General features: G+C 70.0%; 20 protein-coding genes. 7 read left to right on the forward strand and 13 right to left on the reverse strand.

What is annotated here, in order from left to right; translation table 11 throughout:
- Positions 1–165: 165 nt before the first annotated feature.
- From HY68_RS01825 to thyX, 3 genes are all read right to left on the reverse strand, one after another.
- The gene (locus HY68_RS01825; RefSeq protein ID WP_041983716.1) at positions 166–1,851 is read right to left on the reverse strand and encodes a ribonuclease J; all 1,686 of its coding nucleotides are present in this window, start codon (positions 1,849–1,851) and stop codon (positions 166–168) included.
- A 127-nt stretch (positions 1,852–1,978) separates the two neighbouring features.
- Positions 1,979–2,878, reverse strand: a complete 900-nt coding sequence (gene dapA / locus HY68_RS01830) for a 4-hydroxy-tetrahydrodipicolinate synthase (RefSeq protein ID WP_041983719.1) — start codon at positions 2,876–2,878, stop codon at positions 1,979–1,981.
- Between the two features lie 200 nt (positions 2,879–3,078).
- Positions 3,079–3,816 (reverse strand): FAD-dependent thymidylate synthase, encoded by a 738-nt coding sequence (thyX, locus tag HY68_RS01835; RefSeq protein WP_041983721.1) that lies wholly within the window; start codon positions 3,814–3,816, stop codon positions 3,079–3,081.
- Between the two features lie 172 nt (positions 3,817–3,988).
- On the opposite strand from thyX, the gene HY68_RS01840 reads away from it, so the two are divergent.
- Positions 3,989–4,228, forward strand: coding sequence for a hypothetical protein (locus HY68_RS01840; RefSeq protein ID WP_041983723.1), 240 nt, complete (start codon positions 3,989–3,991; stop codon positions 4,226–4,228).
- Positions 4,229–4,334: 106 nt separating this feature from the next.
- Complete coding sequence (locus tag HY68_RS01845) at positions 4,335–4,883, forward strand: hypothetical protein (RefSeq protein WP_041983725.1); 549 nt, start codon at positions 4,335–4,337, stop codon at positions 4,881–4,883.
- Positions 4,884–4,904: 21 nt separating this feature from the next.
- On the opposite strand, the gene HY68_RS01850 is transcribed toward HY68_RS01845, so the two are convergent.
- From HY68_RS01850 to eccD, 6 genes are all read right to left on the reverse strand, one after another.
- Entirely contained in the window at positions 4,905–5,357 is a 453-nt protein-coding gene (locus HY68_RS01850) for a membrane protein (RefSeq protein WP_041983728.1), read from the reverse strand.
- An 11-nt stretch (positions 5,358–5,368) separates the two neighbouring features.
- Positions 5,369–6,133 carry a 4-hydroxy-tetrahydrodipicolinate reductase gene (dapB, locus tag HY68_RS01855; protein ID WP_041983732.1) on the reverse strand — a complete coding sequence of 255 codons (765 nt, stop codon included), beginning with the start codon at positions 6,131–6,133 and terminating at the stop codon, positions 5,369–5,371.
- A 19-nt stretch (positions 6,134–6,152) separates the two neighbouring features.
- The gene (locus HY68_RS01860; RefSeq protein ID WP_041983734.1) at positions 6,153–7,529 is read right to left on the reverse strand and encodes a pitrilysin family protein; all 1,377 of its coding nucleotides are present in this window, start codon (positions 7,527–7,529) and stop codon (positions 6,153–6,155) included.
- A complete protein-coding gene (locus HY68_RS01865; RefSeq protein WP_041983736.1) occupies positions 7,526–9,751 on the reverse strand; it encodes a polyribonucleotide nucleotidyltransferase in 2,226 nt (741 codons plus the stop codon). Before HY68_RS01865 ends, HY68_RS01860 begins: the two co-directional genes overlap by 4 nt.
- A 351-nt stretch (positions 9,752–10,102) precedes the next feature.
- The gene (gene rpsO / locus HY68_RS01870) at positions 10,103–10,393 is read right to left on the reverse strand and encodes a 30S ribosomal protein S15 (protein WP_041983738.1); all 291 of its coding nucleotides are present in this window, start codon (positions 10,391–10,393) and stop codon (positions 10,103–10,105) included.
- A 120-nt stretch (positions 10,394–10,513) separates the two neighbouring features.
- A complete protein-coding gene (eccD, locus tag HY68_RS01875) occupies positions 10,514–11,980 on the reverse strand; it encodes a type VII secretion integral membrane protein EccD (RefSeq protein WP_041983741.1) in 1,467 nt (488 codons plus the stop codon).
- A gap of 184 nt (positions 11,981–12,164) precedes the next feature.
- Here eccD and HY68_RS01880 point away from each other — a divergent pair, with 184 nt between their 5' ends.
- Together HY68_RS01880 and HY68_RS01885 are read left to right on the forward strand one after the other, a co-directional pair.
- The gene (locus tag HY68_RS01880; protein WP_041983743.1) at positions 12,165–16,115 is read left to right on the forward strand and encodes a type VII secretion protein EccC; all 3,951 of its coding nucleotides are present in this window, start codon (positions 12,165–12,167) and stop codon (positions 16,113–16,115) included.
- Positions 16,116–16,176: 61 nt separating this feature from the next.
- Complete coding sequence (locus HY68_RS01885; RefSeq protein WP_041983745.1) at positions 16,177–16,422, forward strand: DUF397 domain-containing protein; 246 nt, start codon at positions 16,177–16,179, stop codon at positions 16,420–16,422.
- Positions 16,423–16,522: 100 nt separating this feature from the next.
- Here HY68_RS01885 and HY68_RS01890 read toward each other — a convergent pair whose 3' ends face one another.
- From HY68_RS01890 to eccB, 4 genes are all read right to left on the reverse strand, one after another.
- Positions 16,523–16,819 (reverse strand): WXG100 family type VII secretion target, encoded by a 297-nt coding sequence (locus HY68_RS01890; RefSeq protein ID WP_041983747.1) that lies wholly within the window; start codon positions 16,817–16,819, stop codon positions 16,523–16,525.
- A 56-nt stretch (positions 16,820–16,875) separates the two neighbouring features.
- Entirely contained in the window at positions 16,876–17,214 is a 339-nt protein-coding gene (locus tag HY68_RS01895) for a WXG100 family type VII secretion target (RefSeq protein WP_041983749.1), read from the reverse strand.
- A gap of 137 nt (positions 17,215–17,351) precedes the next feature.
- A complete protein-coding gene (mycP, locus tag HY68_RS01900) occupies positions 17,352–18,635 on the reverse strand; it encodes a type VII secretion-associated serine protease mycosin (protein WP_052456992.1) in 1,284 nt (427 codons plus the stop codon).
- An 11-nt stretch (positions 18,636–18,646) separates the two neighbouring features.
- The gene (gene eccB / locus HY68_RS01905) at positions 18,647–20,191 is read right to left on the reverse strand and encodes a type VII secretion protein EccB (RefSeq protein WP_041983752.1); all 1,545 of its coding nucleotides are present in this window, start codon (positions 20,189–20,191) and stop codon (positions 18,647–18,649) included.
- Positions 20,192–20,391: 200 nt separating this feature from the next.
- Here eccB and eccE point away from each other — a divergent pair, with 200 nt between their 5' ends.
- The 3 genes from eccE to HY68_RS44645 form a co-directional block, all read left to right on the forward strand.
- Complete coding sequence (gene eccE, locus HY68_RS01910) at positions 20,392–21,675, forward strand: type VII secretion protein EccE (RefSeq protein ID WP_041983755.1); 1,284 nt, start codon at positions 20,392–20,394, stop codon at positions 21,673–21,675.
- Positions 21,675–22,493, forward strand: a complete 819-nt coding sequence (locus HY68_RS01915; RefSeq protein ID WP_241778457.1) for a hypothetical protein — start codon at positions 21,675–21,677, stop codon at positions 22,491–22,493. Before eccE ends, HY68_RS01915 begins: the two co-directional genes overlap by 1 nt.
- A 335-nt stretch (positions 22,494–22,828) precedes the next feature.
- Positions 22,829–23,910, forward strand: a 1,082-nt coding sequence (locus tag HY68_RS44645; RefSeq protein WP_041983761.1) for an SCO5717 family growth-regulating ATPase, incomplete at its 3' end; no start/stop codon positions are given.

Below are 23,910 nucleotides of genomic sequence, written 5' to 3' on the forward strand. Positions count from 1 at the left end.
CCCGACTTTATCAGAGATATTCGGGTTCGATTTCCCCCCGCCGGGGAAGTGCACCGACCGCTGAGCGGCCGTGGTTCCCGTTGAGGTGGAGCCGTAAACCTACTGGAGCGGGGGGCCTCGATGCAAATCGAGGCCCCCCGCTCCGAGTTGGTGCGTGACAGTCCGTCAGACCTCGACGACCACCGGGAGGATCATCGGGCGCCTGCGGTAGGTGTCCGAGACCCACTTGCCCACCGTGCGGCGGACGAGCTGCTGGAGTTGGTGTGGTTCCGCGACGCCGTCCGCGGCCGATCTGGCGATCGCCTCGTCCACCTTCGGCAGCACGGCGGCGAAGGCCGAGTCCTCGATGCCCGAGCCGCGGGCCTGGAAGTGCGGGCCGCCGACGACCTTGCCGGTCGTGGAGTCCACCACCACGAAGACCGAGATGATGCCCTCGTCGCCCAGGATGCGGCGGTCCTTGAGCGAGGTCTCCGTGACATCGCCGACCGAGAGGCCGTCGACGTACACGTACCCCGCCTGGACCTTGCCCACGATCTTCGCCTTGCCGTCGATGAGGTCGACGACGACGCCGTCCTCGGCGATGACGATGTGGTCCTTCGGTACGCCGGTCAGGGCGCCGAGTTCGGCGTTGGCGCGCAGATGGCGCCATTCGCCGTGGACCGGCATCAGGTTCTTCGGCTTGCAGATGTTGTAGAAGTACAGCAGCTCGCCGGCCGATGCGTGGCCCGAGACGTGCACCTTGGCGTTGCCCTTGTGGACGACGTTCGCGCCCCACCTGGTCAGGCCGTTGATCACGCGGTAGACCGCGTTCTCGTTGCCCGGGATCAGGGACGAGGCCAGGATCACCGTGTCGCCCTGGACGATCCGGATCTGGTGGTCACGGTTGGCCATGCGCGAGAGCGCGGCCATCGGTTCGCCCTGGGATCCGGTGCAGACCAGCACGATCTGCTCGCCCGGGAGGTCGTCGAGCGTCTTCACGTCGACCACCAGGCCCGGCGGGACCCGCAGGTAGCCCAGGTCACGGGCGATACCCATGTTCCTGACCATCGAGCGGCCGACGAAGGCGACCCTGCGGCCGTGTTCGTGCGCGGCGTCGAGGACCTGCTGGATGCGGTGGATATGGCTGGCGAAGCTCGCCAGGATGATCCGCTTCTGCGCCGAGGCGAAGACCTGCCGCAGAACGTTGGAGATGTCCCGCTCGGGCGGTACGAAGCCGGGGACCTCGGCGTTGGTGGAGTCCGCCAGCAGCAGGTCGATGCCTTCCTCGCCGAGCTTGGCGAAGGTCGGCAGGTCGGTGAGCCTGCGGTCCAGCGGGAGCTGGTCCATCTTGAAGTCGCCCGTGTGGACGACCATGCCGGCCGGCGTACGGATGGCGACGGCGAGTGCGTCGGGGATCGAGTGGTTCACCGCGACGAATTCGCAGTCGAACGGGCCGATGCGCTCGCGGTGCCCCTCGGTGACTTCGAGGGTGTACGGGCGGATGCGGTGCTCCTGGAGCTTCGCCTCGATCAGCGCGAGGGTCAGCTTGGAGCCGATCAGCGGGATGTCGGGCTTCAGCCGGAGCAGGTAGGGCACGCCGCCGATGTGGTCTTCGTGGCCGTGCGTGAGCACGACCCCGTCGATGTCGTCGAGGCGGTCCTTGATGGTGGTGAAGTCCGGCAGGATCAGGTCGATGCCGGGCTGCTCCTCCTCGGGGAAGAGCACGCCGCAGTCGACGATGAGCAGACGGCCGTCGTATTCGAAGACGGTCATGTTGCGGCCGATTTCGCCCAGGCCGCCGAGTGGGGTGACGCGCAGGCCACCCTTGGCCAGCTTGGGCGGGGCGCCGAGTTCGGGATGCGGATGACTCAAAAGACTCTCCTCACCACACGCGCCACGTACCCCTCAGGCACGTGGCGCGCATGACATTCGTGCACTTGCAGTTGTCTGTGTCCATGTGTGTGTGCTGTCTTCGCGTATTCAGTTGTGAAGTCTGTGGTTAAAGCTCTACCCCACCAGCCGCGAGATCGCTCTTGAGCTGGGCCGTTTCCTGGGCCGTCAGCTCGACCAGCGGGAGGCGCAGCGGGCCTGCGGGGAGTTTCCGCAGGTTGAGCGCGGCCTTGGTGGTGATGACGCCCTGCGTCCTGAACATGCCGATGAAGACCGGCAGCAGCTTCTGGTGGATCTCGGTGGCCTTCTGGACGTCGCCCGCGAGGTACGCGTCGAGCAGCTCGCGCAGTTCCGGCGTGACCACGTGGCCGACGACGGAGACGAATCCGACGGCGCCGACCGAGAGCAGCGGCAGGTTGAGCATGTCGTCGCCCGAGTACCAGGCGAGGCCGGACTGGGCGATGGCCCAGCTGGCTCGGCCGAGGTCGCCCTTGGCGTCCTTGTTGGCGACGATCCGGGGGTGCTGGGCGAGCCGGACGATCGTCTCGGTGTCGATGGGGACTCCGCTGCGGCCCGGGATGTCGTAGAGCATCACCGGGAGTTCCGTGGCGTCCGCGATCGCGCTGAAGTGCTGGAAGAGGCCCTCTTGCGGGGGCTTGTTGTAGTACGGGGTCACGGCGAGCAGGCCGTGCGCCCCGGCGCTTTCCGCCGCGCGGGCGAGCTCCAGGCTGTGCCGGGTGTCGTTGGTGCCGACGCCGGCGACGACATGGGCCCGGTCTCCGACGGCTTCGACGACAGCCCGTACGAGCTGGTCTTTCTCCGCGTCGCTGGTGGTCGGCGACTCGCCCGTGGTGCCGTTGAGGATCAGGCCGTCGTTGCCTGCCTCCACCAGATGGGCGGCGAGCTGCTGGGCACCGTCGAGGTCGAGTGCGCCGTCCGCCGTGAAGGGCGTGACCATGGCGGTGAGGACCCGCCCGAAGGGGGTCTGCGGAGTGGAGATCGGGGCCATGGGTAACACGCTACTCGCTGCTCAGCTCGCTGTGTCCCCCGAGGGGGACCCGACAAGAGGAGCCCGGCACTGCCTGCTCGGGGGTTCAAGCAGTGCCGGGTCCGTTTGATCAGCCTAGACGAACTTCTCGAAACGCCGCAATACGGACACTTCGCTCGACCGTCCGCACATACGTGCCCAGCCGGGCCCCCGCACCGGAATTACGGCGCCACCCGGCCGTTGGCGTTGAAGGCCGCATGGGTGAGCGGCATGAGCGCGGCCCAGTGCTCCTCCATCCGCTCGCCGACCATCTCGATCTCCCGCTGCGGGAAGGACGGGGTCGTGGCCAGCTCGTGCTGGGTGCGCAGGCCGAGGAAGTGCATCAGCGAGCGCGCGTTGCACGTCGCGTACATCGAGGAGAACAGGCCCACCGGCAGAACGGCGCGGGCCACCTCGCGGGCGACTCCCGCCGCCAGCATCTCCTGGTACGCCTCGTATGCCTGCGCGTAGGCCGTTCCCATCGTCCGGCCGGTCAGCGCGCGCTGCTCCGGGGTGCCCTCGACGAAGACGTACTTCCCCGGGCGGCCCTCCTGCACGAGCTTGCGCGCGTCGTCGGGGACGTAGAAGACCGGCTGCAGCTCCCGGTACCTGCCCGATTCCTCGTTGTACGACCAGCCGACGCGATGGCGCATGAACTCGCGGAACACGAAGATCGGGGCGCTGATGAAGAAGGTCATCGAGTTGTGCTCGAAGGGGCTGCCGTGCCGGTCGCGCATCAGGTAGTTGATGAGCCCCTTCGACCGCTCCGGGTCCTTCGTGAGCTCCTCCAGGGACTGCTCCCCTGCGGTCGAGACGCGCGCTGCCCACAGCACGTCCGAATCCCCTGCGCTGTGCTTCACCAACTCGACGCTCACATCGCTGCGGAAGCTCGGTTTGGTTTCGGCGGGAGTGTCGCTCACCGGCGGGTCCTTCCTGTCGCGTCGCTCGGGCGGCGCCCACTCTACGGGCCGCCACCGACAGCCGTCCTCATTGGTCAATTCGGTGAATTCGGGCACCGAATCACTCTGTTGTTCGTCCTACTGGTTGACGCACGAGAGACCGAAGACCACCGAAGACCGAAGAGAGCCCCACATGTTCCGCCGGCGTGAAGCCGTCCCGTTCGCATTCGTCGCCGAGGCCGACGCCTTCCGAAGCAATGTCACCCCGCCGCCCAAACAGCGCGCCGACCGGTCGCAGTTGGTGGGCCGCACGCTCACCGGACTGGTGATCGTCGCCTGTTTCGCCGGTGCGCTGCTGTTCGGGATGCCGTCCCTGCAGTCGGACCGGACACCGGATCACACCCAGCACTCCGAGGCCTCGCAGGGCCGTTGAGCCCTCGCCCTACCCGTCCGGCCCCCCTGGGGTGGTCCGGGCGGGTCCGGGATCGGTAGCCTCACCGGGCACAGCAATCGAGCGTGCTTGTGAGTGAGGATCAGTCGTGCCCCTGCCCTTCCTGACGGCCGACCGGGCTTTTGACGCGACCGGGGATGATGTCGCGCTCCCGTTCGACGATCATGATCACTGGCGGCGTCCGTACCGCCCTGGCCCCTGGCGGGTCGGAGCGGCGGCGCTGCTTCTGCTGCTCGCCTCCTTCGTCCTGCTCGCCGCGATGATCATTGCCTTCACCGGCGCGATGTCGGGCGCGGTGGTGTGCATGGTGCTGGCGGCCGTGGCGATACTCGCGGCACTGCGGATGCTGCGGATGGGGACATGGGTCAGCAGGCACGGGGTCAGGCGGGTGGGCATGCTGATGACCACGACCATCGCGTGGGAGCAGGCCGGCGCGGTCCGTACCGTCCAGCAGCCGGTGCGCTGGCTGGGACTGCCGCGCACCGTGCAGGGCCAGGCGCTGGTCGTCGTACGCCGCAGGGGTGAGCCGCTGCCGCTGCTGACGACGCACAACGCGGACTTCCTGTCGCGCGCCGCCGCCTTCGAGCGGGCGGCCGACACGGTCGAGGCCTGGGGCGACGAGTACCGCAAGGTCTGAGCCGCCGGTCAGCCGGCGCCGTCAGGCGCGTACGGGCCTGCCGTCGTGGAGCGCGATCGCGCGCTGCATGGCTGTGCGGGCCCGTGGCGTGTCACGGGCGTCGTGGTAGGCGACGGCGAGCCGGAACCAGCAGCGCCAGTCGTCGGGTGAGTCCTCGGTCTCGGCGCGGCGGCGGGCGAAGACCTCGTCGGCCGAAGCGCGGTCGATGCGGCCGGCCGGTGTACGGACCAGTTCGTCGACGGGCAGGCCGCCCTCGGCGTCCAGTTCGGCGGCCAGCCGGTTGGCCCTGCTGACGAACTGGGTGTTCTTCCAGAGGAACCAGACGCCGATGACGGGCAGGATCAGCACGGCGACACCGAAGGTGACCGTGAGGGGCGTGCCCGCCCGTATCAGCAGCACGCCCCGGCTGCCGGCCAGGACGAAGTAGACGACCAGGACGGCAGCCGTGACTAGGTAAGTGATCTTCGCGCGCATGGGTGCCGGTTTCAGCTCAGGTCGAGGAAGTGTTCCAGGCCGAAGGTGAGGCCGGGGGTGGAGACCACGCGGCGCGCGCCGAGCAGGATGCCCGGCATGAAGCTGCTGTGGTGCAGGGAGTCGTGGCGCACGGTGAGGGTCTCCCCCTCGCCGCCCAGGATGACCTCCTGGTGGGCCAGGAGGCCCCGCAGACGTACGGAGTGCACCCGTACGCCGTCGACCTCGGCGCCGCGCGCCCCGTCCAGCGCTGTGACCGTCGCGTCGGGCTGCGGGCCGCTGCCCGCCTCCGCGCGCGCGGCGGCGACAAGCTGGGCGGTCCTGGTCGCCGTGCCGGAGGGGGCGTCCGTCTTGTTCGGGTGGTGCAGTTCGATGATCTCGACGGACTCGAAGTAGCGGGCGGCCGTCTGGGAGAACTTCATCGTGAGGACGGCACCGATGGAGAAGTTCGGCGCGATCAGCACACCGGTCTGCGGGGAGGCGGCCAGCGAGGTCTCCAGCTGAGCGAGCCGTTCGTCGGTCCATCCGGTCGTGCCGACGACGGCGTGGATGCCGTGCCGTACGCAGAAGTCGAGGTTGCCCATCACCGAGGCGGGGGTGGTCAGCTCCACCGCCACCTGGGCGCCCGCCTCGACCAGGGTCTCCAGCTTGTCGCCCCGGCCGAGGGCCGCGACCAGTTCCAGGTCGTCGGCGGCCTCGACGGCCCGTACGGCCTCGGAGCCGATACGGCCCTGGGCGCCGAGGACGGCCACGCGCAGCTTGGTGGGCAGTTCGCTCATCGGGTCTGCTTCCTCCGGTTCATGAGACGGCCGCGTCCAGGCGGTCGGCCTGCTTGTCCTTGAGCGGTCCGATGACGGACAGCGAGGGGCGCTGTCCCAGTACATCGCGGGCGACCGCGCGCACGTCGTCGGGGGTGACGGCCGCTATCCGCGCCAGCAGGTCGTCGGTCGACATGTGGTCGCCCCAGCACAGCTCGCTCTTGCCGATCCGGGTCATCAGCGCGCCGGTGTCCTCAAGACCGAGGACGGTGGATCCGGAGAGCTGACCGACAGCGCGGCCGATCTCCTCGTCGCTGAGACCTTCCTCCGCCGCCCGGTCGAGTTCGTCGCGGCAGATCTTCAGGACGTCGTGGACCTGGCTGGGCCGGCAGCCCGCGTAGACGCCGAAGAGCCCGCAGTCGGCGAAGCCCGAGGTGTACGCGTAGACGCTGTAGGCGAGGCCGCGCTTCTCCCGTACCTCCTGGAACAGCCGGGAGCTCATACCGCCGCCGAGCGCGGTGCTGAGGACCCCGAGGGCCCAGCGGCGCTCGTCGGTGCGGGCGATGCCGGGCATGCCGAGGACGACATGGGCCTGTTCGGTCTTGCGGTTGAGCAGTTCGACGCGGCCGGCCGTACGCAGCGAGCGGTGGCCGGTACGGGGCGCGGCGGGGGCGGCGTCCTTGCCGGAGAGCGCGCCCGCCTTCTCGAAGGCGCGGCGGACCTGGCGGACCACCGTGGCGTGGTCGACGTTGCCCGCCGCCGCGACGACGAGGTGCGTGGGGTCGTAGTGCTTCTTGTAGTAGCGCGCGATCCGGTCGCGGTCCAGGCCGTTGACGGTGTCGACAGTGCCGAGGACGGGCCTGCCGAGGGGGCTGTCGCCGAGCATGGTGTGCGCGAACAGGTCGTGCACGACGTCGCCCGGGTCGTCCTCGGTCATGGCGATCTCTTCGAGGATGACGCCGCGCTCCGCCTCGACGTCCGCGGCTTCGATGAGCGAGCCGGTGAGCATGTCGCAGACGATGTCGACGGCGAGCGGCAGGTCGGTGTCGAGCACCCGCGCGTAGTAGCAGGTGTACTCCTTCGCCGTGAAGGCGTTCATCTCGCCGCCGACCGCGTCGATGGCGGAGGAGATGTCGAGGGCGCTGCGCTTCTTCGTGCCCTTGAAGAGGAGGTGTTCCAGATAGTGGGTGGCGCCGCCCAGGGCGGGGGTCTCGTCCCTGGAGCCCGCCTGCACCCAGATGCCGAAGGTCGCCGAGCGCACCGAGGGGAGCGTTTCGGTGACGATGCGCAGGCCGCCGGGGAGGGTCGTACGGCGGACCGTGCCGATGCCGTTGTCGCCCTTGAGCAGGGTTTGGGTACGGGCGACGGCCCGCGCCTCCGATGAGGTGCGGGCCGTCGTCCTGGAGCTGGCTGTCACTTCTCCGAGTCGTCCTTCGTCTCTTCGGACGCCTCGGCCGCTTCGTCCTCCATGACGGGGATGAGGGAGAGCTTGCCGCGCTGGTCGATCTCGGCGATCTCGACCTGGACCTTCTGGCCGATGCCGAGCACGTCCTCGACGTTCTCCACGCGCTTGCCACCGGCGAGCTTGCGGATCTGCGAGATGTGCAGCAGTCCGTCCTTGCCCGGGAGCAGCGAGACGAACGCGCCGAACGTGGTCGTCTTGACGACCGTGCCCAGGTAGCGCTCGCCGACCTCCGGCATGGTCGGGTTGGCGATGCCGTTGATCGTGGCGCGGGCGGCCTCGGCCTGCGAGCCCTGGGCGGCACCGATGTAGATGGTGCCGTCGTCCTCGATCGTGATGTCGGCGCCGGTGTCCTCCTGGATCTGGTTGATCATCTTGCCCTTGGGGCCGATGACCTCACCGATCTTGTCCACCGGGATCTTGACGGTGATGATCCGCGGGGCGTTCGGGGACATCTCGTCCGGGACGTCGATGGCCTCGTTCATCACGTCGAGGATGTGCAGGCGGGCGTCGCGTGCCTGCTTCAGCGCGGCGGCCAGGACCGAGGCGGGGATGCCGTCGAGCTTGGTGTCGAGCTGGAGCGCGGTGACGAACGTCTTCGTGCCGGCGACCTTGAAGTCCATGTCGCCGAAGGCGTCCTCCGCACCGAGGATGTCGGTGAGGGTGACGTAGTGGGTCTCGCCGTCGATCTCCTGCGAGATCAGGCCCATGGCGATACCGGCGACAGGGGCCTTGAGCGGCACACCGGCGTTCAGCAGCGACATGGTGGAGGCGCAGACCGAGCCCATCGACGTCGAGCCGTTGGAGCCCAGCGCCTCGGAGACCTGGCGGATCGCGTAGGGGAACTCCTCGCGCGTCGGCAGCACCGGCACGAGCGCGCGCTCGGCCAGGGCGCCGTGGCCGATCTCGCGGCGCTTCGGCGAACCGACGCGGCCGGTCTCACCGGTGGAGTACGGCGGGAAGTTGTAGTTGTGCATGTAGCGCTTGCGGGTCACCGGGGAGAGGGTGTCCAGCTGCTGCTCCATGCGGAGCATGTTGAGGGTGGTGACGCCCAGGATCTGGGTCTCGCCACGCTCGAACAGCGCCGAGCCGTGCACGCGCGGGATGGCCTCGACCTCGGCGGCGAGCGTACGGATGTCCGTGACGCCACGGCCGTCGATACGGACCTTGTCCTTGATGACGCGCTCACGGACCAGGGACTTGGTCAGCGACCGGTACGCGGCGGAGATCTCCTTCTCGCGGCCCTCGAACTGCGGGAGCAGCTTCTCGCCTGCGAGGGCCTTGACGCGGTCGATCTCCGCCTCGCGGTCCTGCTTGCCGGCGATGGTGAGCGCCTGCGCCAGCTCGGCCTTGACGGCGGAGCCGAGCGCTTCGAGGACGTCGTCCTCGTAGTCGAGGAAGATCGGGAACTCGCCGGTGGGCTTGGCGGCCTTGGCCGCCAGGTCCGCCTGCGCCTTGCAGAGGGCCTTGATGAAGGGCTTCGCCGCTTCCAGACCGGCGGCGACGATCTCCTCGGTGGGAGCCTCGGCGCCGTCCTTGACGAGCTGGATGGTCTTGTCGGTGGCCTCGGCCTCGACCATCATGATCGCGACGTCACCGTCCTCCAGCACACGGCCGGCGACGACCATGTCGAAGACCGCGTCCTCCAGCTCGGTGTGCGTCGGGAACGCGACCCACTGGCCCTTGATGAGGGCGACGCGGGTGGCGCCGACGGGGCCGGTGAAGGGCAGGCCCGCCAGGATCGTGGAGCAGGACGCGGCGTTGATCGCGACCACGTCGTACAGGTGGTCGGGGTTGAGCGCCATGATCGTCTCGACGACCTGGATCTCGTTGCGCAGGCCCTTCTTGAAGGACGGGCGCAGCGGGCGGTCGATCAGCCGGCAGGTAAGGATGGCGTCCTCGGAGGGACGGCCCTCGCGGCGGAAGAAGGAGCCGGGGATCTTGCCGGCCGAGTACATGCGCTCCTCGACGTCCACCGTGAGGGGGAAGAAGTCGAGGTTGTCCTTGGGCTTCTTGGAAGCGGTGGTGGCCGACAGCACCATGGTGTCGTCGTCCAGGTAGGCCACGGCGGAGCCGGCGGCCTGACGGGCAAGACGGCCCGTCTCGAAGCGGATGGTGCGGGTGCCGAAGGTTCCGTTGTCGATAACGGCCTCGGCGTAGTGGGTCTCGTTCTCCACTAGTGTTTTCTCCTCGTCTTCGTCCGGTGCCCGTGTGGCAGCGGACGTGGCGGAGAGGCGCACCTGGGTGCGGGCCGGTCTTCGATCGAAGCACCCGGGGCTGCGGTGTGTGCCGCGCCTTTCCGGGAGCCACTACCGAGGACCGGCGGCGGCGCTGGACGCCTCTCCTCTTCGGTGGTGCTCGTCAGTACTCTTCTGTGCTCTTCGGTTGAGCTCTTCAGTTGTGCTGGCGCGTCCAGATTACTGAGCTTCGGCCAAGGATGACATTCCGGCCGTCCTCGGCGGGGCGCGCGTACGGCGAAGGGAGCGGTCCCCTGGAAGTGGGAACCGCTCCCTTCACGGTGTCCGTGCTTATCGGGCGCCGCCGGCGGCGCCACGGCGGATACCCAGCCGGTCGACCAGCGCACGGAAGCGCTGGATGTCCTTCTTGGCCAGGTACTGCAGCAGGCGGCGACGCTGGCCGACCAGGATCAGCAGACCGCGACGGGAGTGGTGGTCGTGCTTGTGGACCTTCAGGTGCTCCGTCAGGTCCGAGATACGGCGCGACAGCATGGCGACCTGGACCTCGGGGGAGCCGGTGTCGCCCTCCTTGGTGCCGAACTCGGTCATGATCTGCTTCTTTGTAGCGGTGTCGAGCGGCACGCGTACTCCTCGTGGGTCTTCACGGCCTTCGAGTGCCCCGGGTCGAATTCTCCGGGAGGCTTCCGATACTCAAATGGCCGTCACTCAGCGTACCAGCCGGTCAGTACCCCGATGACCGCGTCAGGAGGTGAGGGCGCGGGCCGAGGCGAAGACGTCGAGGACGGCGAGACAGAGCGGCACCAGGGAGAGCAGCACCACGCTCTCGGCGAGGTCGAGGAGCCGGCCCCAGAAGGGCGAGAGGCCCTTGCGGGGAATGATCAGGCCGACCGCCGTGAGCAGGGCGGCGCCCGCGGCGACCGAGGCGGCGAGCCAGATCGTCCGGATGTCGAGGGGGCCGCGGTCGCCGTACAGCAGGAGCTGGCGGACGGGTTCGGCCGGCGGGTTGAGGGAGAGGCCGAGGACGAGCAGGGCGACGGCCAGGATGCCGGCGACCAGCGTGCAGGCGACCTGTGAGGTGTAGCGGAAGAGGCGGGCGCGCAGCAGCATCGCGAGTCCCGCGACCAGGGCGAGCAGCTGGCCCCACAAGGTGTGGGAGAAGCCGAGGACGGCGGCGCTCGCGACGACGACGGCCGCGCAGCCGCCGACGAGGCCGAGCAGCATCTCGTGGCCGCGGCGGGCCTGGGCCGCGATGCGCTCGGCGTCGACGGGCTCGGCGTCAGGGACGAAGTCGGGGTCGGTGTCGAGTCCGTCCGCGGCGCTGCGCGGGGCCGCGTAGCCGATGGGCAGCCGGGCGAAGCGCGCGGAGAGCCCCGGCAGGAAGGCGACAACGCCGATGGCGACGGGGGCGCAGACCGCGGCGGTCTCGGTGGCCGACGCCTCGGTGAGGATTTCGACGAAGGTGGCGATGGTGCCCGCGGCGCCGAGGAAGGTGGCGGCCACGAAGGGCGCGTCACCGCTCGGGGTCAGTGCGACGAGGGCGACGGACGCGACGAGCACGGTGACACAGCCGAGCAGGAACTGGAGCCGGCCGAGGCCCTGTCCCGCGTCGGGGGCGATGATGCCCGAGCCGCCGATCATCAGCAGCGGCAGGGCGCCGAGGCCGAGGGCGACGGCGCTCGCGCGGTCCCCGTACACCCGGGCCCGTACGCCGGCGAACGCGGTCAGCAGCAGTCCGGCGGCGCCCGCGATGACACCGGGCAGGCTGTGCATGTTGTGACGGACGGGGTCGGCGAACCAGAGTACGAAGCCCATGAGGACGAGCAGCAGCACACCGCCGGCGAGCCCGGCGCCGCGGAGCAGGTCGTCGCTCCACAGGTGGCGGTCGCGCTGGACGGCGGACGCGACCGCGTCCGACACATCGTCGAAGACGGCGGGCGGCAGCGACTCGGCGAACGGCCGCAGGCTCAACACCTCGCCGTCCAGGACCTGTTGGGCGGCGAGACTGCGCGCGCCCTCAAGGACGGTGCCGTCGCGCCGTACGAGGTGGTAGCCGGTGGGTGTGCCCGGGGCCTGGGTCTGGCCGGTGAGCCGCAGGATCTCCGGGTAGACGTCGGCGACGGCGATGTCCTCCGGGAGTGCGACGTCGATCCTGCTGTCGGGCGCCACGACGGTGACGCGGCAGAAGCCCGTCGCTGCGGTGGTACTCACGTGTTGTGTCCCCCTGAATCGTGGATGCGCACGGTCTGATTCGCGGATGCGCACGATGCGCGCGCCACCCTACCGGGAGCCGTTGTCGGAGGCTGCAAGTAGGATCGCCCTCGCGCGGGGAAGACCGTCGCCACGGGGGCGCCGGTACGGAATTGCCCGTCCGTATTGAGGAATTGATGCGCCGGTGAGCCAGATCGTCGTCAAACGCCCACCGCGGTCGCTTCCGCCGGAAGTGCCCACGGATGCACTGACCTTGGAGGCCCCTCCCGAGCTGCCGCGTGGGCAGCAGGAGGGCATGCTGATGCAGATCCTGCCGGTGCTCGGCATGGGTTCTTCGGTGGTGTTCTTCTTCTCGCCGCAGGCTCCGCCGTTCATGCGGATCATGGGTGTGCTGATGCTGGTCTCGACCGTCGGCATGGTGGTCGCCCAGGTCGTCCGCTACCGCAAAGGTGCGCAAGGGCAAATCGCCGATGTGCGCCGCGACTACCTCAAGTACCTGGCCCAGTCCCGGCGTGCGGTGCGCAGGACGGCGCGGGCGCAGCGCGATGCGCAGCTGTACCTGAACCCCTCCCCCGAGCAGCTCTGGTCGGTGGTGGCCGACGGGTCCCGGGTGTGGGAACGGCGCGTGGGCGACGCGGACTTCGGGCAGGTGCGGCTCGGTCTCGGTGTGCAGCAGCTGGCCACCCCGCTGATCGCTCCCGACACGGCGCCGGTGGACGAGCTGGAGCCGTTGTGCGCGGGGGCGATGCAGCAATTCCTCGCCGTGCACGGGTCGTTGGACGGGCTGCCGGTCGCGGTCTCGATGCGCGCCTTCTACCACGTGACCGTCTCCGGCGATCCCGAGACCGCGCAGTCGGCGGCGCGTTCGATGGTGGCCCAGCTCGTCACACTGCACTCCCCCGAGGATCTCAACGTCGCCGTGGTGGCGGCCCCCGGCGCCGTCTCCCGCTGGGACTGGACGAAGTGGCTGCCGCACACGCAGGTGGCGGGGCAGATCGACGGCGCGGGCACCAAGCGGCTGTTCGGCGACGACCTCGGGGAGCTGGAGCTGATGCTGCGCTCGCGCCTCGACGGGCGCCCGCGGTTCGGCAGGGACTCCCAGCCGGTCCTCGACCAGCCGCACATCCTGGTGGTGCTGGACGGCGGGATGGTGCCGCCCGACTCGCTGTTCGCCGCCGCCGAGGGCGTGCAGGGCGTGACGATCGTCGAGGTCGTGCAGGGGGATCTGGACGAGCCGCGCGGCGGTCTGTCCGTGGTGGTCAGGCCGGGGCGGCTGTGGATCGAGTCGGGCGCCGGTGTGGCGTACGAGGGCGCCCCCGACGGGATCTCGCTGCCGGCCGCCGAGGCGCTGGCGCGCCAGCTCGCGCCGCTGCGCACGGGCGGCGGCGACGAGGACGAACCGCTGCTGGCCAACCTCGATTTCACCGATCTGCTGAACCTCGGCGACGCGGGCGCGATCGACGTGGCGCGCACCTGGCGGCCCCGGTCGACGGCGGAGCGGCTGCGGGTGCCGATCGGGATCGGTGAGGACGGCTCGCCGGTGATGCTGGACCTCAAGGAGGCCGCGCAGGAGGGCATGGGGCCGCACGGGCTGTGTGTCGGCGCGACCGGTTCCGGCAAGTCCGAGCTGCTGCGCACCCTGGTGCTCGGCCTCGCGGTCACCCACTCGTCGGAGACGCTGAACTTCGTCCTCGCCGACTTCAAGGGCGGCGCGACGTTCACCGGCATGTCGCAGATGCCGCATGTCGCCGCCGTCATCACGAACCTGGCCGACGACCTGACTCTCGTCGACCGCATGGGCGACGCGATCCGCGGTGAGCTGCAGCGCCGCCAGGAACTGCTGCGCTCGGCGGGCAACTACGCCAACATCCACGACTACGAGAAGGCGCGGGCGGCCGGTGCGGCCCTCGAACCGCTGGCCTCGCTGGTGCTCGTCATCGACGAGTTCTCCGAACTGCTCACCGCCAAGCCCGACTTCATCGAGATGTTCATCCAGATCGGCCGGATCGGCCGGTCCCTCGGTGTGCATCTGCTGCTGGCGTCACAGCGGCTGGAGGAGGGCAAGCTGCGCGGCCTCGACACGTACCTCTCGTACCGGATCGGTCTGCGCACGTTCTCGGCGGCCGAGTCCCGTACGGCGCTCGGTGTGCCCGACGCCTACCACCTGCCGTCGGTGCCGGGCTCCGGCTATCTGAAGTTCGGTACGGAGGAGATGACCCGCTTCAAGGCGGCGTACGTCTCCGGCACGTACCGCACGGGCGGCCCCGATCTGTCGGTGGGACAGCTGCATGTCGAGCGGCGGCCCGCGCTGTTCACGGCGACGCCGGTGCCGGTGGTGTACGCGCAGCCGGACCTCGGCGCCGCCGCTCCCGACACGTCGGGGGACGACGCGCTGGCCGACACCGTGCTGGACGTCATCGTGCGCAGGCTCGACGGCCAGGGCGTGCCGGCGCACCAGGTGTGGCTGCCGCCGCTGGACGAGGCGCCGACGCTGGACTATCTGCTGCCCGGTATCGCGCCGACGGCGGACCGCGGTCTCACCGCGACGGAGTACAGCAGGCCCGGCGGGCTCGTCGTGCCGCTCGGTCTGATCGACAAGCCCTTCGAGCAGCGCCGTGAGGTGCTGTACAAGGACTTCGCGGGCGCTTCGGGCCACATGCTCGTGGTGGGCGGCCCGCAGTCCGGCAAGTCGACGCTGATGCGCACCCTGATCTCGTCGTTCGCGCTCACCCACACACCGAGCGAAGTGCAGTTCTACGCGCTGGACTTCGGCGGTGGCGGGCTCGCCTCGCTGTCGGACCTGCCGCATGTCGGCGGTGTCGCCTCGCGGCTCGACCCCGAGCGGGTGCGCCGCGCGGTCGCCGAGGTGCTCGGTGTGCTCAACCGCCGTGAGGAGTTCTTCCGGACGAACGGCATCGACTCCATCGCGACGTACCGGCGCAGGCGCGCCGCCGGTGAACTGCCGGGCGAGGCATGGGGGGACGTCTTCCTGGTCATCGACGGCTGGGGCGGCTTCAAGAACGAGTACGACATGATGGAGCCGATCATCTCCGACCTCGCCGCGCGCGGTCTGGGCTACGGCATCCACGTCGTCGTCACCGCCGCGCGGTACATGGAAGTGCGCTCGGCGCTCAAGGACCAGATGCTGGGCCGGCTGGAGCTGCGCCTCGGTGACGTCATGGACTCCGAGTTCGACCGCAAGGTCGCCGCCAACGTCCCCACGGGGGTGCCGGGGCGTGGCCAGGTGGCGGAGAAGCTGCACTTCATGAGCGCGCTGCCGCGTATCGACGGAGTGAGCGACGCGGCCGACCTCTCGGAGGGCACGGCGGCTTTCGTGGCCGCTGCGCGCAGCAGTTGGTCGGGGCCGGCGGCGCCGACCGTACGGCTGCTGCCGCGCAAGCTGGCGGCCGAACAGCTCCCGAAGGGCTTCGAGTTCCCACAGCACGGCATCGCGATCGGTATCGACGAGACCAATCTGGAGCCGGTGTTCGTCGACTTCGAGACCGATCCGTTCCTGCTGATCTTCGGCGAGAGCGAGGCGGGGAAGACGGCGGCGCTGCGGCTGATCGCCAAGCAGATCTCCGAGCGCTACACACCGGACCAGGCGCGGATCGTGGTCGGCGACTACCGGCGTTCGCTGCTGGAGGCCGTGCCGAGTTCGCATCTGCTGGAGTACGCGCCGATGGCGTCGGCGATGGACATGCACATGGACGCCATCGGGACGGTGATGGAGAAGCGGGCGCCGAAGCCGGACATCACACCGCAGCAGCTGCGCGACCGGAGCTGGTGGACCGGGCCGCAGCTGTTCGTGATCATCGACGACTACGAGCTGGTCGCGACCAACTCGGCCAACCCGCTGGCGAGGCTGGTGGAGCATCTGCCGTTCGCCCGGGACGTCGGCATCCGCTTCATCGTCGCCCGCAGCGCTGCGGGCGCCTCACGCGCCATGTACGAGCCGTTCATCCAGCGGATGAAGGAGCTGGGCGCGCAGGGAGTGCTGATGTCGGGCGACCCGAGCGAGGGCGACATCCTGGGCAACGTCAGGGCCCGGCCGATGCCTCCGGGACGCGGCACGTTCGTCTCGCGCAAGCGCGGCGGCGCACTGGTGCAGCTGGGCTGGCTGCCGGACAGGTGAGCCGCGCGCCGCTACGCTGAGAGGCGCAGATCGTCCGCAATACCCGGGAGGGACCGCGCCGATGGCCGACGCAGCCGACAAGGAACGCGTGAAGGAAGAGCTTTACGCTCTCGACATCTCCGACGTGGAGTGGCTCGGTGCGCCGGGTACGGAGGCCGACGAGGAACGGGTGGAGATCGCCTATCTGCCCGAGGGCGCCGTCGCGATGCGCTCGTCGAAGGACCACGACACGGTGCTGCGGTACACCAAGGGCGAGTGGGACGCGTTCGTACTCGGCGCGCGGGACGGGGAGTTCGACCTCAAGTAGCGCTCGCAGGCAACGCTGAAGGGGGTGTCCGCCGGGCGGACACCCCCTTCGCTGTGTGAGCCGTGCTGTGCTGTGCGCGAGACGCGTGCGGTGCGGGTGGTCAGCCCATCTGCATGCGGAAGCGCGCGGCGTTGCCCTTGTCGGTGTCGTGGTAGCCGATGACCGACTCGTCCAGCAGCGCTGCGATCCGCTGCAGGTCCTGGTTCATGCCGGCCATGTCGTTCGTCAGCCGGGTCTGGCTCTCGCCGTAGGCGGTCTTCGCCTCACCGTCCCAGTTCGCCGCCACGGCCTTGACCTTGGCCATCAGGTCTTCGAGCCCCTGGTTGAGCTGGCTGGCGGTGAGCCGGACGTCGCCGGCCGCGCTGGTGACGGTGTCGTAATTGACTGCGGTGGTCATGTCTCGCTCCTCAAGACGGGTTCAGCTGGTGCGACGAGCTGCGGGCCGGGTACGGCTCAGGCCATGCCGAGGATGGCGCTGCGGCCGGAGGACGTGTCGTCCATCTTCCGGAACGAACGGATGCGCTCGTCCTCCTGGTTGCTGAAGCCGTCGGCGCTCATCCGCATGATCTCTTCGAGCTTGACGAGCTCGACCCGCATACGCGTCAGCCGGTCGTTGAGGTCCTTCTGGACCCGGTCGTACTCCTTGCTGGCCGCGCCGCGCCAGCCGGCCTGGATGCGGTCCACCACTCCGTTGAGGGAGTTGATCCGACGGTGCAGCTCGTCGTGGAAGTCCTGAATCCGGTTGGCGAGATCGACTTGATCAGAACTGGTTACGTTAAGGTCGTTCGACATCCTGCTCCTTCTTCCTGTCTACCTGCAGCGAACGATGCGGGCGGGAAGTACCGCGATGCCGCCCCCGTGTGGGAAACACACGCAAGATGATCCCCACCTCACTCTAGCTACTCAGGACGTCAGTTCCAACTGCAAAGTCACGTATGCGCACTTGGGGAATCCGCCGTTCCGCGAAAAGGATCTCCGACTGATTTCCGCGCCTTTTTCCGCCGACTGTCACGGATGACGGTGGCGGTTCCCGCGACCACCGCCACCAGTACGGCCGCGATGCCGAACGCGTAGGTCGCGTAGCGCTCCGTACGCTCCTGCGGTGTCTCGGTCAGCGCCAGATGCGCCGGCAGCGCGGCCGGGGCCTTGGGCGGGCCCGGGTCGGCCTGCGGGGCCTGCGGCGCGTGGTCGTCGTCCGTCAGCGCGCGCACCGGGTCGACCACTCCCCAACCAACGTAATTGTCACGGCCGTTGATACTGCGTTCGGCGGTCTGCTCGATCTGGGCGACGATCTCGCGCGCTTTCCAGTCGGGGTGTTTGGCACGGAGCAGCGCGGCGACGCCCGCGACATAAGGCGCGGAGAAACTCGTGCCGTTGTCGAGGCACTGACCGCCGCCGGGGACCGTCGAGACCATGTCCACACCGGGGGCGGCGACGCCGAGGAACGTACCGGCCTGGGAAAAGGTCGCACGTTCGTTGTTGCGGTCGGAAGCGCCGACGGCGAGCACGCCGTCAATGCCGGCGGGATACGTCGTTCGCAGTTTGCCGTCCGTACCGTCGTTACCCGCCGACGCCACCACCACGACGTCTTTGGCCAGCGCGTCCTGTACGGCTTCGGTCAACTTCGAGTCCGGCGCCAGCGGTGTCGTCGTGTCCTGGGAGATGTTGATGACATCGGCCTTCGCGGTGACGGCGTAGCCGATCGCCTTCGCCATCGTGTCCTGCTTGCCGCTGTTCTTGTCGTCGTTCTGGCGGATCGGGATGATCGTGGCTTCCGGCGCGAGACCGACGAAGCCCGTGCCGGTGCGGGGCCGGGCCGCGATGATCCCGGCGACCTTGGTGCCGTGCCCCACCTCGTCGACCGTGCCACCGCGCTTGCCGTTCTTGAGGAAGTCCCGGCCGGCAGCGGCGTCGACCGCCGTCTTCAGCTGGGGGTTGACGGTGTCGACGCCGGTGTCGATGACGGCGACCCGTATCCCCTTGCCCTTGGTGTCCTGCCACAACTCGTCGAGCAGCACCCGCTGGAGCGCCCAGGGGGTGCCCGCGATCTGCTTCTTCATCGGGAACGTGCACTCACCGGTCCCGTCAAGTCCCGTCGCTCGAACGGCCGTTGACGGCAGATCGGCGGCGGACACGACAGCGGCGGGCGGCAGGGCCGTCAGGCCGACCAAGGCGGTGGCGCAGGCCAGCAGTGCGCAGGTTCGCAGCGGCATCGTCACCCTCCCTACGAACCCTGCGGCTGGCGCGCGCTGTTGGTGTCGAGCCGGGGCCCCTTGGACAGGAACTCCGCCCACGCGATGGGCACGAGCGCCGGGGTGACCTTCTCGTAGCCGAGCCTGATCTGTGCCTCGCTCGGTTCGGGCCTGCCGTCCTGCTGCTTCTGCTGGTCGCCGGTGCCGATGTCCGAACGGGACGCGTCGCTGTCGCCGTTGGCCTGGACGGCGTAGCGCAGTCCGGTGTCCGTCACCAGGAAGAGTGAGCCGTCGGGCGTGGTCTGCCCCTCATGCACCTGGGTGAAGAGCAGCCCGCTGCCCGGCGTGACGTACGTGCTGGTGCCGCCTGCGGTGACCTCGGCCGGGTAGGCGGGACCCGCCCAGGTGGACAGCGTGGCGGCGCCCTTGCCGTCGACCTTGCGCAGCACACTGCACACCGTGTCGCGTGCGCCGTCCCCCGCCGTGGAGTTGACCTGCTCGGTCCGCTCCTTGGGCCAGGCGTTGCCCGCGGCGAAGAAGTCGGCCTCGGGGGTGATCGACGCGGCGTCCACGGCGGCCGCGGCGCCGGCCATCCCGAGCTTGACCGTCTGCGGAGAGTTGATCAGCAGCCAGGCCGTGAAGTCCGACACGGGCTGGACCTTCCCGGCCAGCACGACGTAGTGCTGCGGTCCCGATCCGGTCTGCGCGCTGAGCACCATGCCGATCCGGTCCTGCCCGGAGGTCAGTCCGCCGCCGACGCCGGCGTCGTCCGCGACCTTGCCCGGGACCTGCGGGAAGTCGACGGGCGTGCCGGTGCGCAGCGTCGCCAGCCAGTCGTCGGTGACGGCCTGCGGCTCCCGGCCCACCCCGATGAGCGCACGGGTGAGGTTGTCCGTCGGATCGCCCGTGAGCTGGTACTTCGTACCGCGCGCGTCGACGAGGTAGCGGGTGCCCTTCTGGCCCTGCACGTAGAGCACTTGACCGCCGGTGAGCCGCTGCCTGCCCTCGGTGCGGTGGAAGTCGCGGTCGGCGAAGACGAAGGCGGCCTTCTGCACACTGCCGCCGGTGCCGCCGCCCGGCTGTTCGCAGACGGCCCAGCGCTTGGGCTTGGCCGCCTCCGTGTCGCTCGGCAGCCGGTCGGGCGCGTACGGGATGCCGAGGATCGGACCGCGCGGCGGCTTGCCCGCGTCCAGGATCTTGTCGCTGACCTGGACGACTCCGAACTGCTGCGGGGTGAGCAGCAGTCGGGCCGAGGCCAGGTTGAGCACCGGGTGGAGCAGGGTCTCCTTCTTCTTCCCGTCGGGCGTGGTCAGCACCACATAACGGGTCGTGGAGTCCTTGCCGACGATCACTTTCGTGCCCGGTTTGTCCCAGTCCTTGGGCGCGTTGGGTTTGAACATCCCCAACGCACCGAATCCGGCCAGGATCAGCGCGCCGACGATCACACTCGGCAGGACGGCGCGCAGCGGTCGGGGCGCACCTTCCTCCGAACCTGAAGGTGAGGGTTGGAGAAACGCGGCCACCGTGCGTTTCTTCGCGAAGGTGTACGCGTTGAGCTCATCCCGCCGTGATGCCATGAGTCCCCATAGGTGAAAAAGGCGCGGTCTCCCGCCCAGGGGTCAGGTAGTCAGCATGCCCCCCGGGCCCTGCCTGGTTGTCGGACCGGCCCCCTACTATGCCTGTAGACGGGGCGTCGTGGTGTGGCGGGTAGGGTGATCCAGCTGCCAAAGCCCTGTCGTAGCAGGGTGATCGGGACGAATTGGGGGGATTCTCCATCATGGCTTCCGCGACGCAGACGCGGCCCGCCGCGGCCGCGCCGTCCTCAGCCGCAGCGCCGGGTCCGGCGGTACCCGGACTCAGAGGACGGCCAGGGCACTTCGGGCCGTTCCGCATGCAACAGTTCGTCCTGGTCGAGCTCGCGGCGGCGGTGCTTCTGGTGGCCTGGGTCATCGACACCCTCATGCTGGTACCGGCCGGTGTGATCGCCGCCTTCCTGGTGCTGCTCGCCGTGGTGCGCAGACACCGGCGGTCGCTGCCCGAGTGGCTGTCGACGGTGTTCGCCCTGCGTGCGCGCTCCCGCAGGGCGGCGTCCCTGGTCATCCCCGCCGGTACGGAACCGGGCCTCGCGCCCGCCGTCGAGTGTGATCCGGCGCTGCGTACGTACTCGTTCAGCGACCGCGACCGGCGCCCGGTGGGCATGGTCGGCGACGGTACGTTCCTGACGGCGGTCGTCCAGATCGAGTCGGAGGGCACGGCGCTGCGCCCCGACCGCTCGGCGCGGCCCCTGCCCATCAGCCTCGTGCGCGACGTGCTCGATGTCGACGGCATACGGCTGGAGTCGGCGCAGATCGTGCAGCACACCCAGCCGGCGCCCGCCCCGCATCTGCCGCAGCAGTCCGTCGCCGCGCGCAACTACGCGCCGTTGCAGGCGCAGACCGGCTCACCGGCCGTCCGGATCACCTGGATCGCGCTCAAGCTCGACCCCGAGCTGTGCCCGGAGGCGGTGGCGGCGCGTGGCAGCGGTCTGACGGGGGCGCAGAAGTGTCTGGTGCGGACGGCTGACCAGTTGGCGAGCCGGCTGACCGGCGCCGGGTTCCGCGCGACGGTCCTGACGGAGCAGGAGCTGACGGCGGCCGTCGCGATCTCGTCGTGTGCCAACCCGATGGCCATCGCCCAGGCGGGCCGGACGGAAACGCCGACCCGGCGCACGAAGGAGACGTCGCGCACCTGGCGGTGCGACGACCGCAGACACACCACGTACTGGGTGGGCCGGTGGCCCCAACTGGGCGGCGGTGGCGCCTCGATGCCCCAGCTCGTCGCCCTGCTCACGTCGATCCCCGCGCTCGCCACCACCTTCAGTCTCACCCTGGGGCACGGCGAGCGGCAGGGCGTCACGGTCAGCGGGCATGTCCGGATCACCGGCCGCAGCGACGAGGAGCTGGTGAGCGCGCGGCACGAGCTGGAGCGCGCCGCGCGCGGGGTGAAGACGGGGCTGGTCCGGCTGGACCGGGAACAGGTGCCCGGAATGCTCGCCACACTGCCGCTCGGGGGGACCCGCTGATGTCCACACCCCTCGCACCCGCCACCCCCAACACACCAATCACTCCCAACACACCGGCCACACCGGCCACACCGGCCACACCGGCGCGAGCGGTGGCACCGGTCCGCGGCAGTGGCAAGCCGCGCATCGGTTTCGGCCTGATCGGCCCGCGGCGGGAGCGGCACGCCCTCTCGGTCGACGAGCTGACGTCGCTCGCCGTGCCGGTCGGTGACGACGGCATGGTGATCGGCGTCGATGCCAACGGCCGCCCGGCCGTTCTCGGCATCAACAGACCCACGCCGTACGACGTCACACTGATCGGCGGTCTGTGGACCGCCCAGGTGCTGGCGCTGCGTGCGGCGGCGACGGGCGCGCGGATCGCCGTCGAGACGGGCCGCGCCGCCTCCTGGACGACGCTCGCCCAGGCCGCCGGGGGTGGACAGCCGTGCATCACACTGCACGACGTGGGACGCGTGCCGCCGCAGGGTGCGTCGGCGGTGAGCCCGGTGATCGTCGTGCGGGACTGCGGGATGCGGCCGCCGCGCGGCCGTGTGGTGTCGGCGCCCTGGCAGTCGGTGCTGACCCTGCTGCCGTATCTGAGCCCGGTGGCACCGCGGTTGATGGAGAAGTCGGGACTCGTCGGCATCCAGCGGGTCTCGCCGGACGAAGCAGCGCAGATCGGCCGGATCATGGAGCTGCCACGGGCCGAGACGGAGGCGCTGTCGACGCTCGCCGACGGTGTCACGCTGTGGTGCACCGCGCGGGACCGCCAGTTCGTGATGACGCAGGCGACGGACGCCGAGAACGGACTGCTGGGCAGCGCGCGCCGGATGGACTGAAGCGGACGAAGTGAAGCGGTACGCGATACGCCCGGCAGGTGCGGTTTTTGTCAGGATCTCGCATAGAAGTGGACGGATGCGCCCCCGGCGGACGTTCACCTCGGCCCGCCGCAGGTTCACTTGAGCGCGGACGTGACGTAACGGGTCTGCTGTCGTCGGGCGGTACGCCCTGCCCCGGGGTTACTTTTGACGATTAGGGTGGGTCAGGGCGCGGCAGAGAACCTGCGGGCAGACAGGCCGCGTCGGCAGGGGAAGAGCCGGGCGGATCCGGGCGTACAGACCGGACGCCCCAACCCACCACGGCACAAGGGTGCTCGACCACACCAGGAGGCAAAGTGAACGGCGATCGGGACGAGACCCGCGGCGGCTGGAACGTGCCGCCCGTGGACGATCAGTCCGACGCGGAGCCCGAGTTGACGGGTGAGTTCACCATCGACTACACCCCTCCCGCCTGGTACACGCAGAACGCGCCGGGAAGCACGTCCGGCAGCGGTGCGCCCGGCACCTCGGCTGCCGCGTCTCCCCCGCCGCCGGCGGGCACACCTGTCGCCGTGCCGGGGCTGCCGGCCGGCAGCGGGTACGAGCCGCACTGGACACCCGCGCCCCCGGCTGCCCCCGAGCCCAACCCCCCGGCCGAGCCCGCCCGTTCCGCGGACCCCGCGCCCGCCGCGCCCGAACCCTTCGGCGGCGGTGACATCGAGTCCGGCGCGACCATGCGGTTCTCGCCCGCCGCGCTGAAGCAGGAGATCGCGCGGCGCGAGGAGACCGGCGCCACGGGCGCGGCCGAGACACCACGCGCGCAGTCGGACGCCGACAGCGCTGCCGACTCGGACGCCCCGGACAGCACGAGCGGGGCGGCGGACTCCGAGAGCGCCGCCGTGGCGGAGTCGACCTCCGGGACGGACAGCGCGGAGGACGCGGCCGGTACGGACGGTACGGACGAGGCCGAAGCGCCCGCCGCACCGGACGCCGATGCCGAGACCGGCCCCGACGCGCACGCCGATGTCCCGGACGAGGAGCCGGGCGACGGCGAGACCGCTGCCCGGGCCGAGGCGGACGACCACCAGGAGCCGGCCGACAGCCCGCCCTTCGACTTCGACGCGTTCGGCGACGCCGCACCCCAGGGCGGTGCTGCTCCCCAAGACGCGCCGCCCGCCGACGCACCCGCCGTTGACGCACCGGCTCCCGCACAGCCCTGGTCGGCGCAGCCCCTGCCGCCCGCGCCGCAGCCCGCGTCTTCGCCGGGGCTGCCGCCACTGCCGGCCGCTTTCCAGCCGGCCGCACCGGCACCGGCGCCGCAGTGGCCCGTACCCAGCCAGGCCGCCGAACACCCGGCGCCGCAACCGCCCCAGCCACAGCCGCCCCAGCCTCAACCCCAGCAACAGCCGCAGGGCGGGTACGGCTTCCCGCAGCAGGC

It is taken from the genome of Streptomyces sp. AcH 505 (assembly GCF_000818175.1).
In the GTDB taxonomy this organism is placed as follows: domain Bacteria; phylum Actinomycetota; class Actinomycetes; order Streptomycetales; family Streptomycetaceae; genus Streptomyces.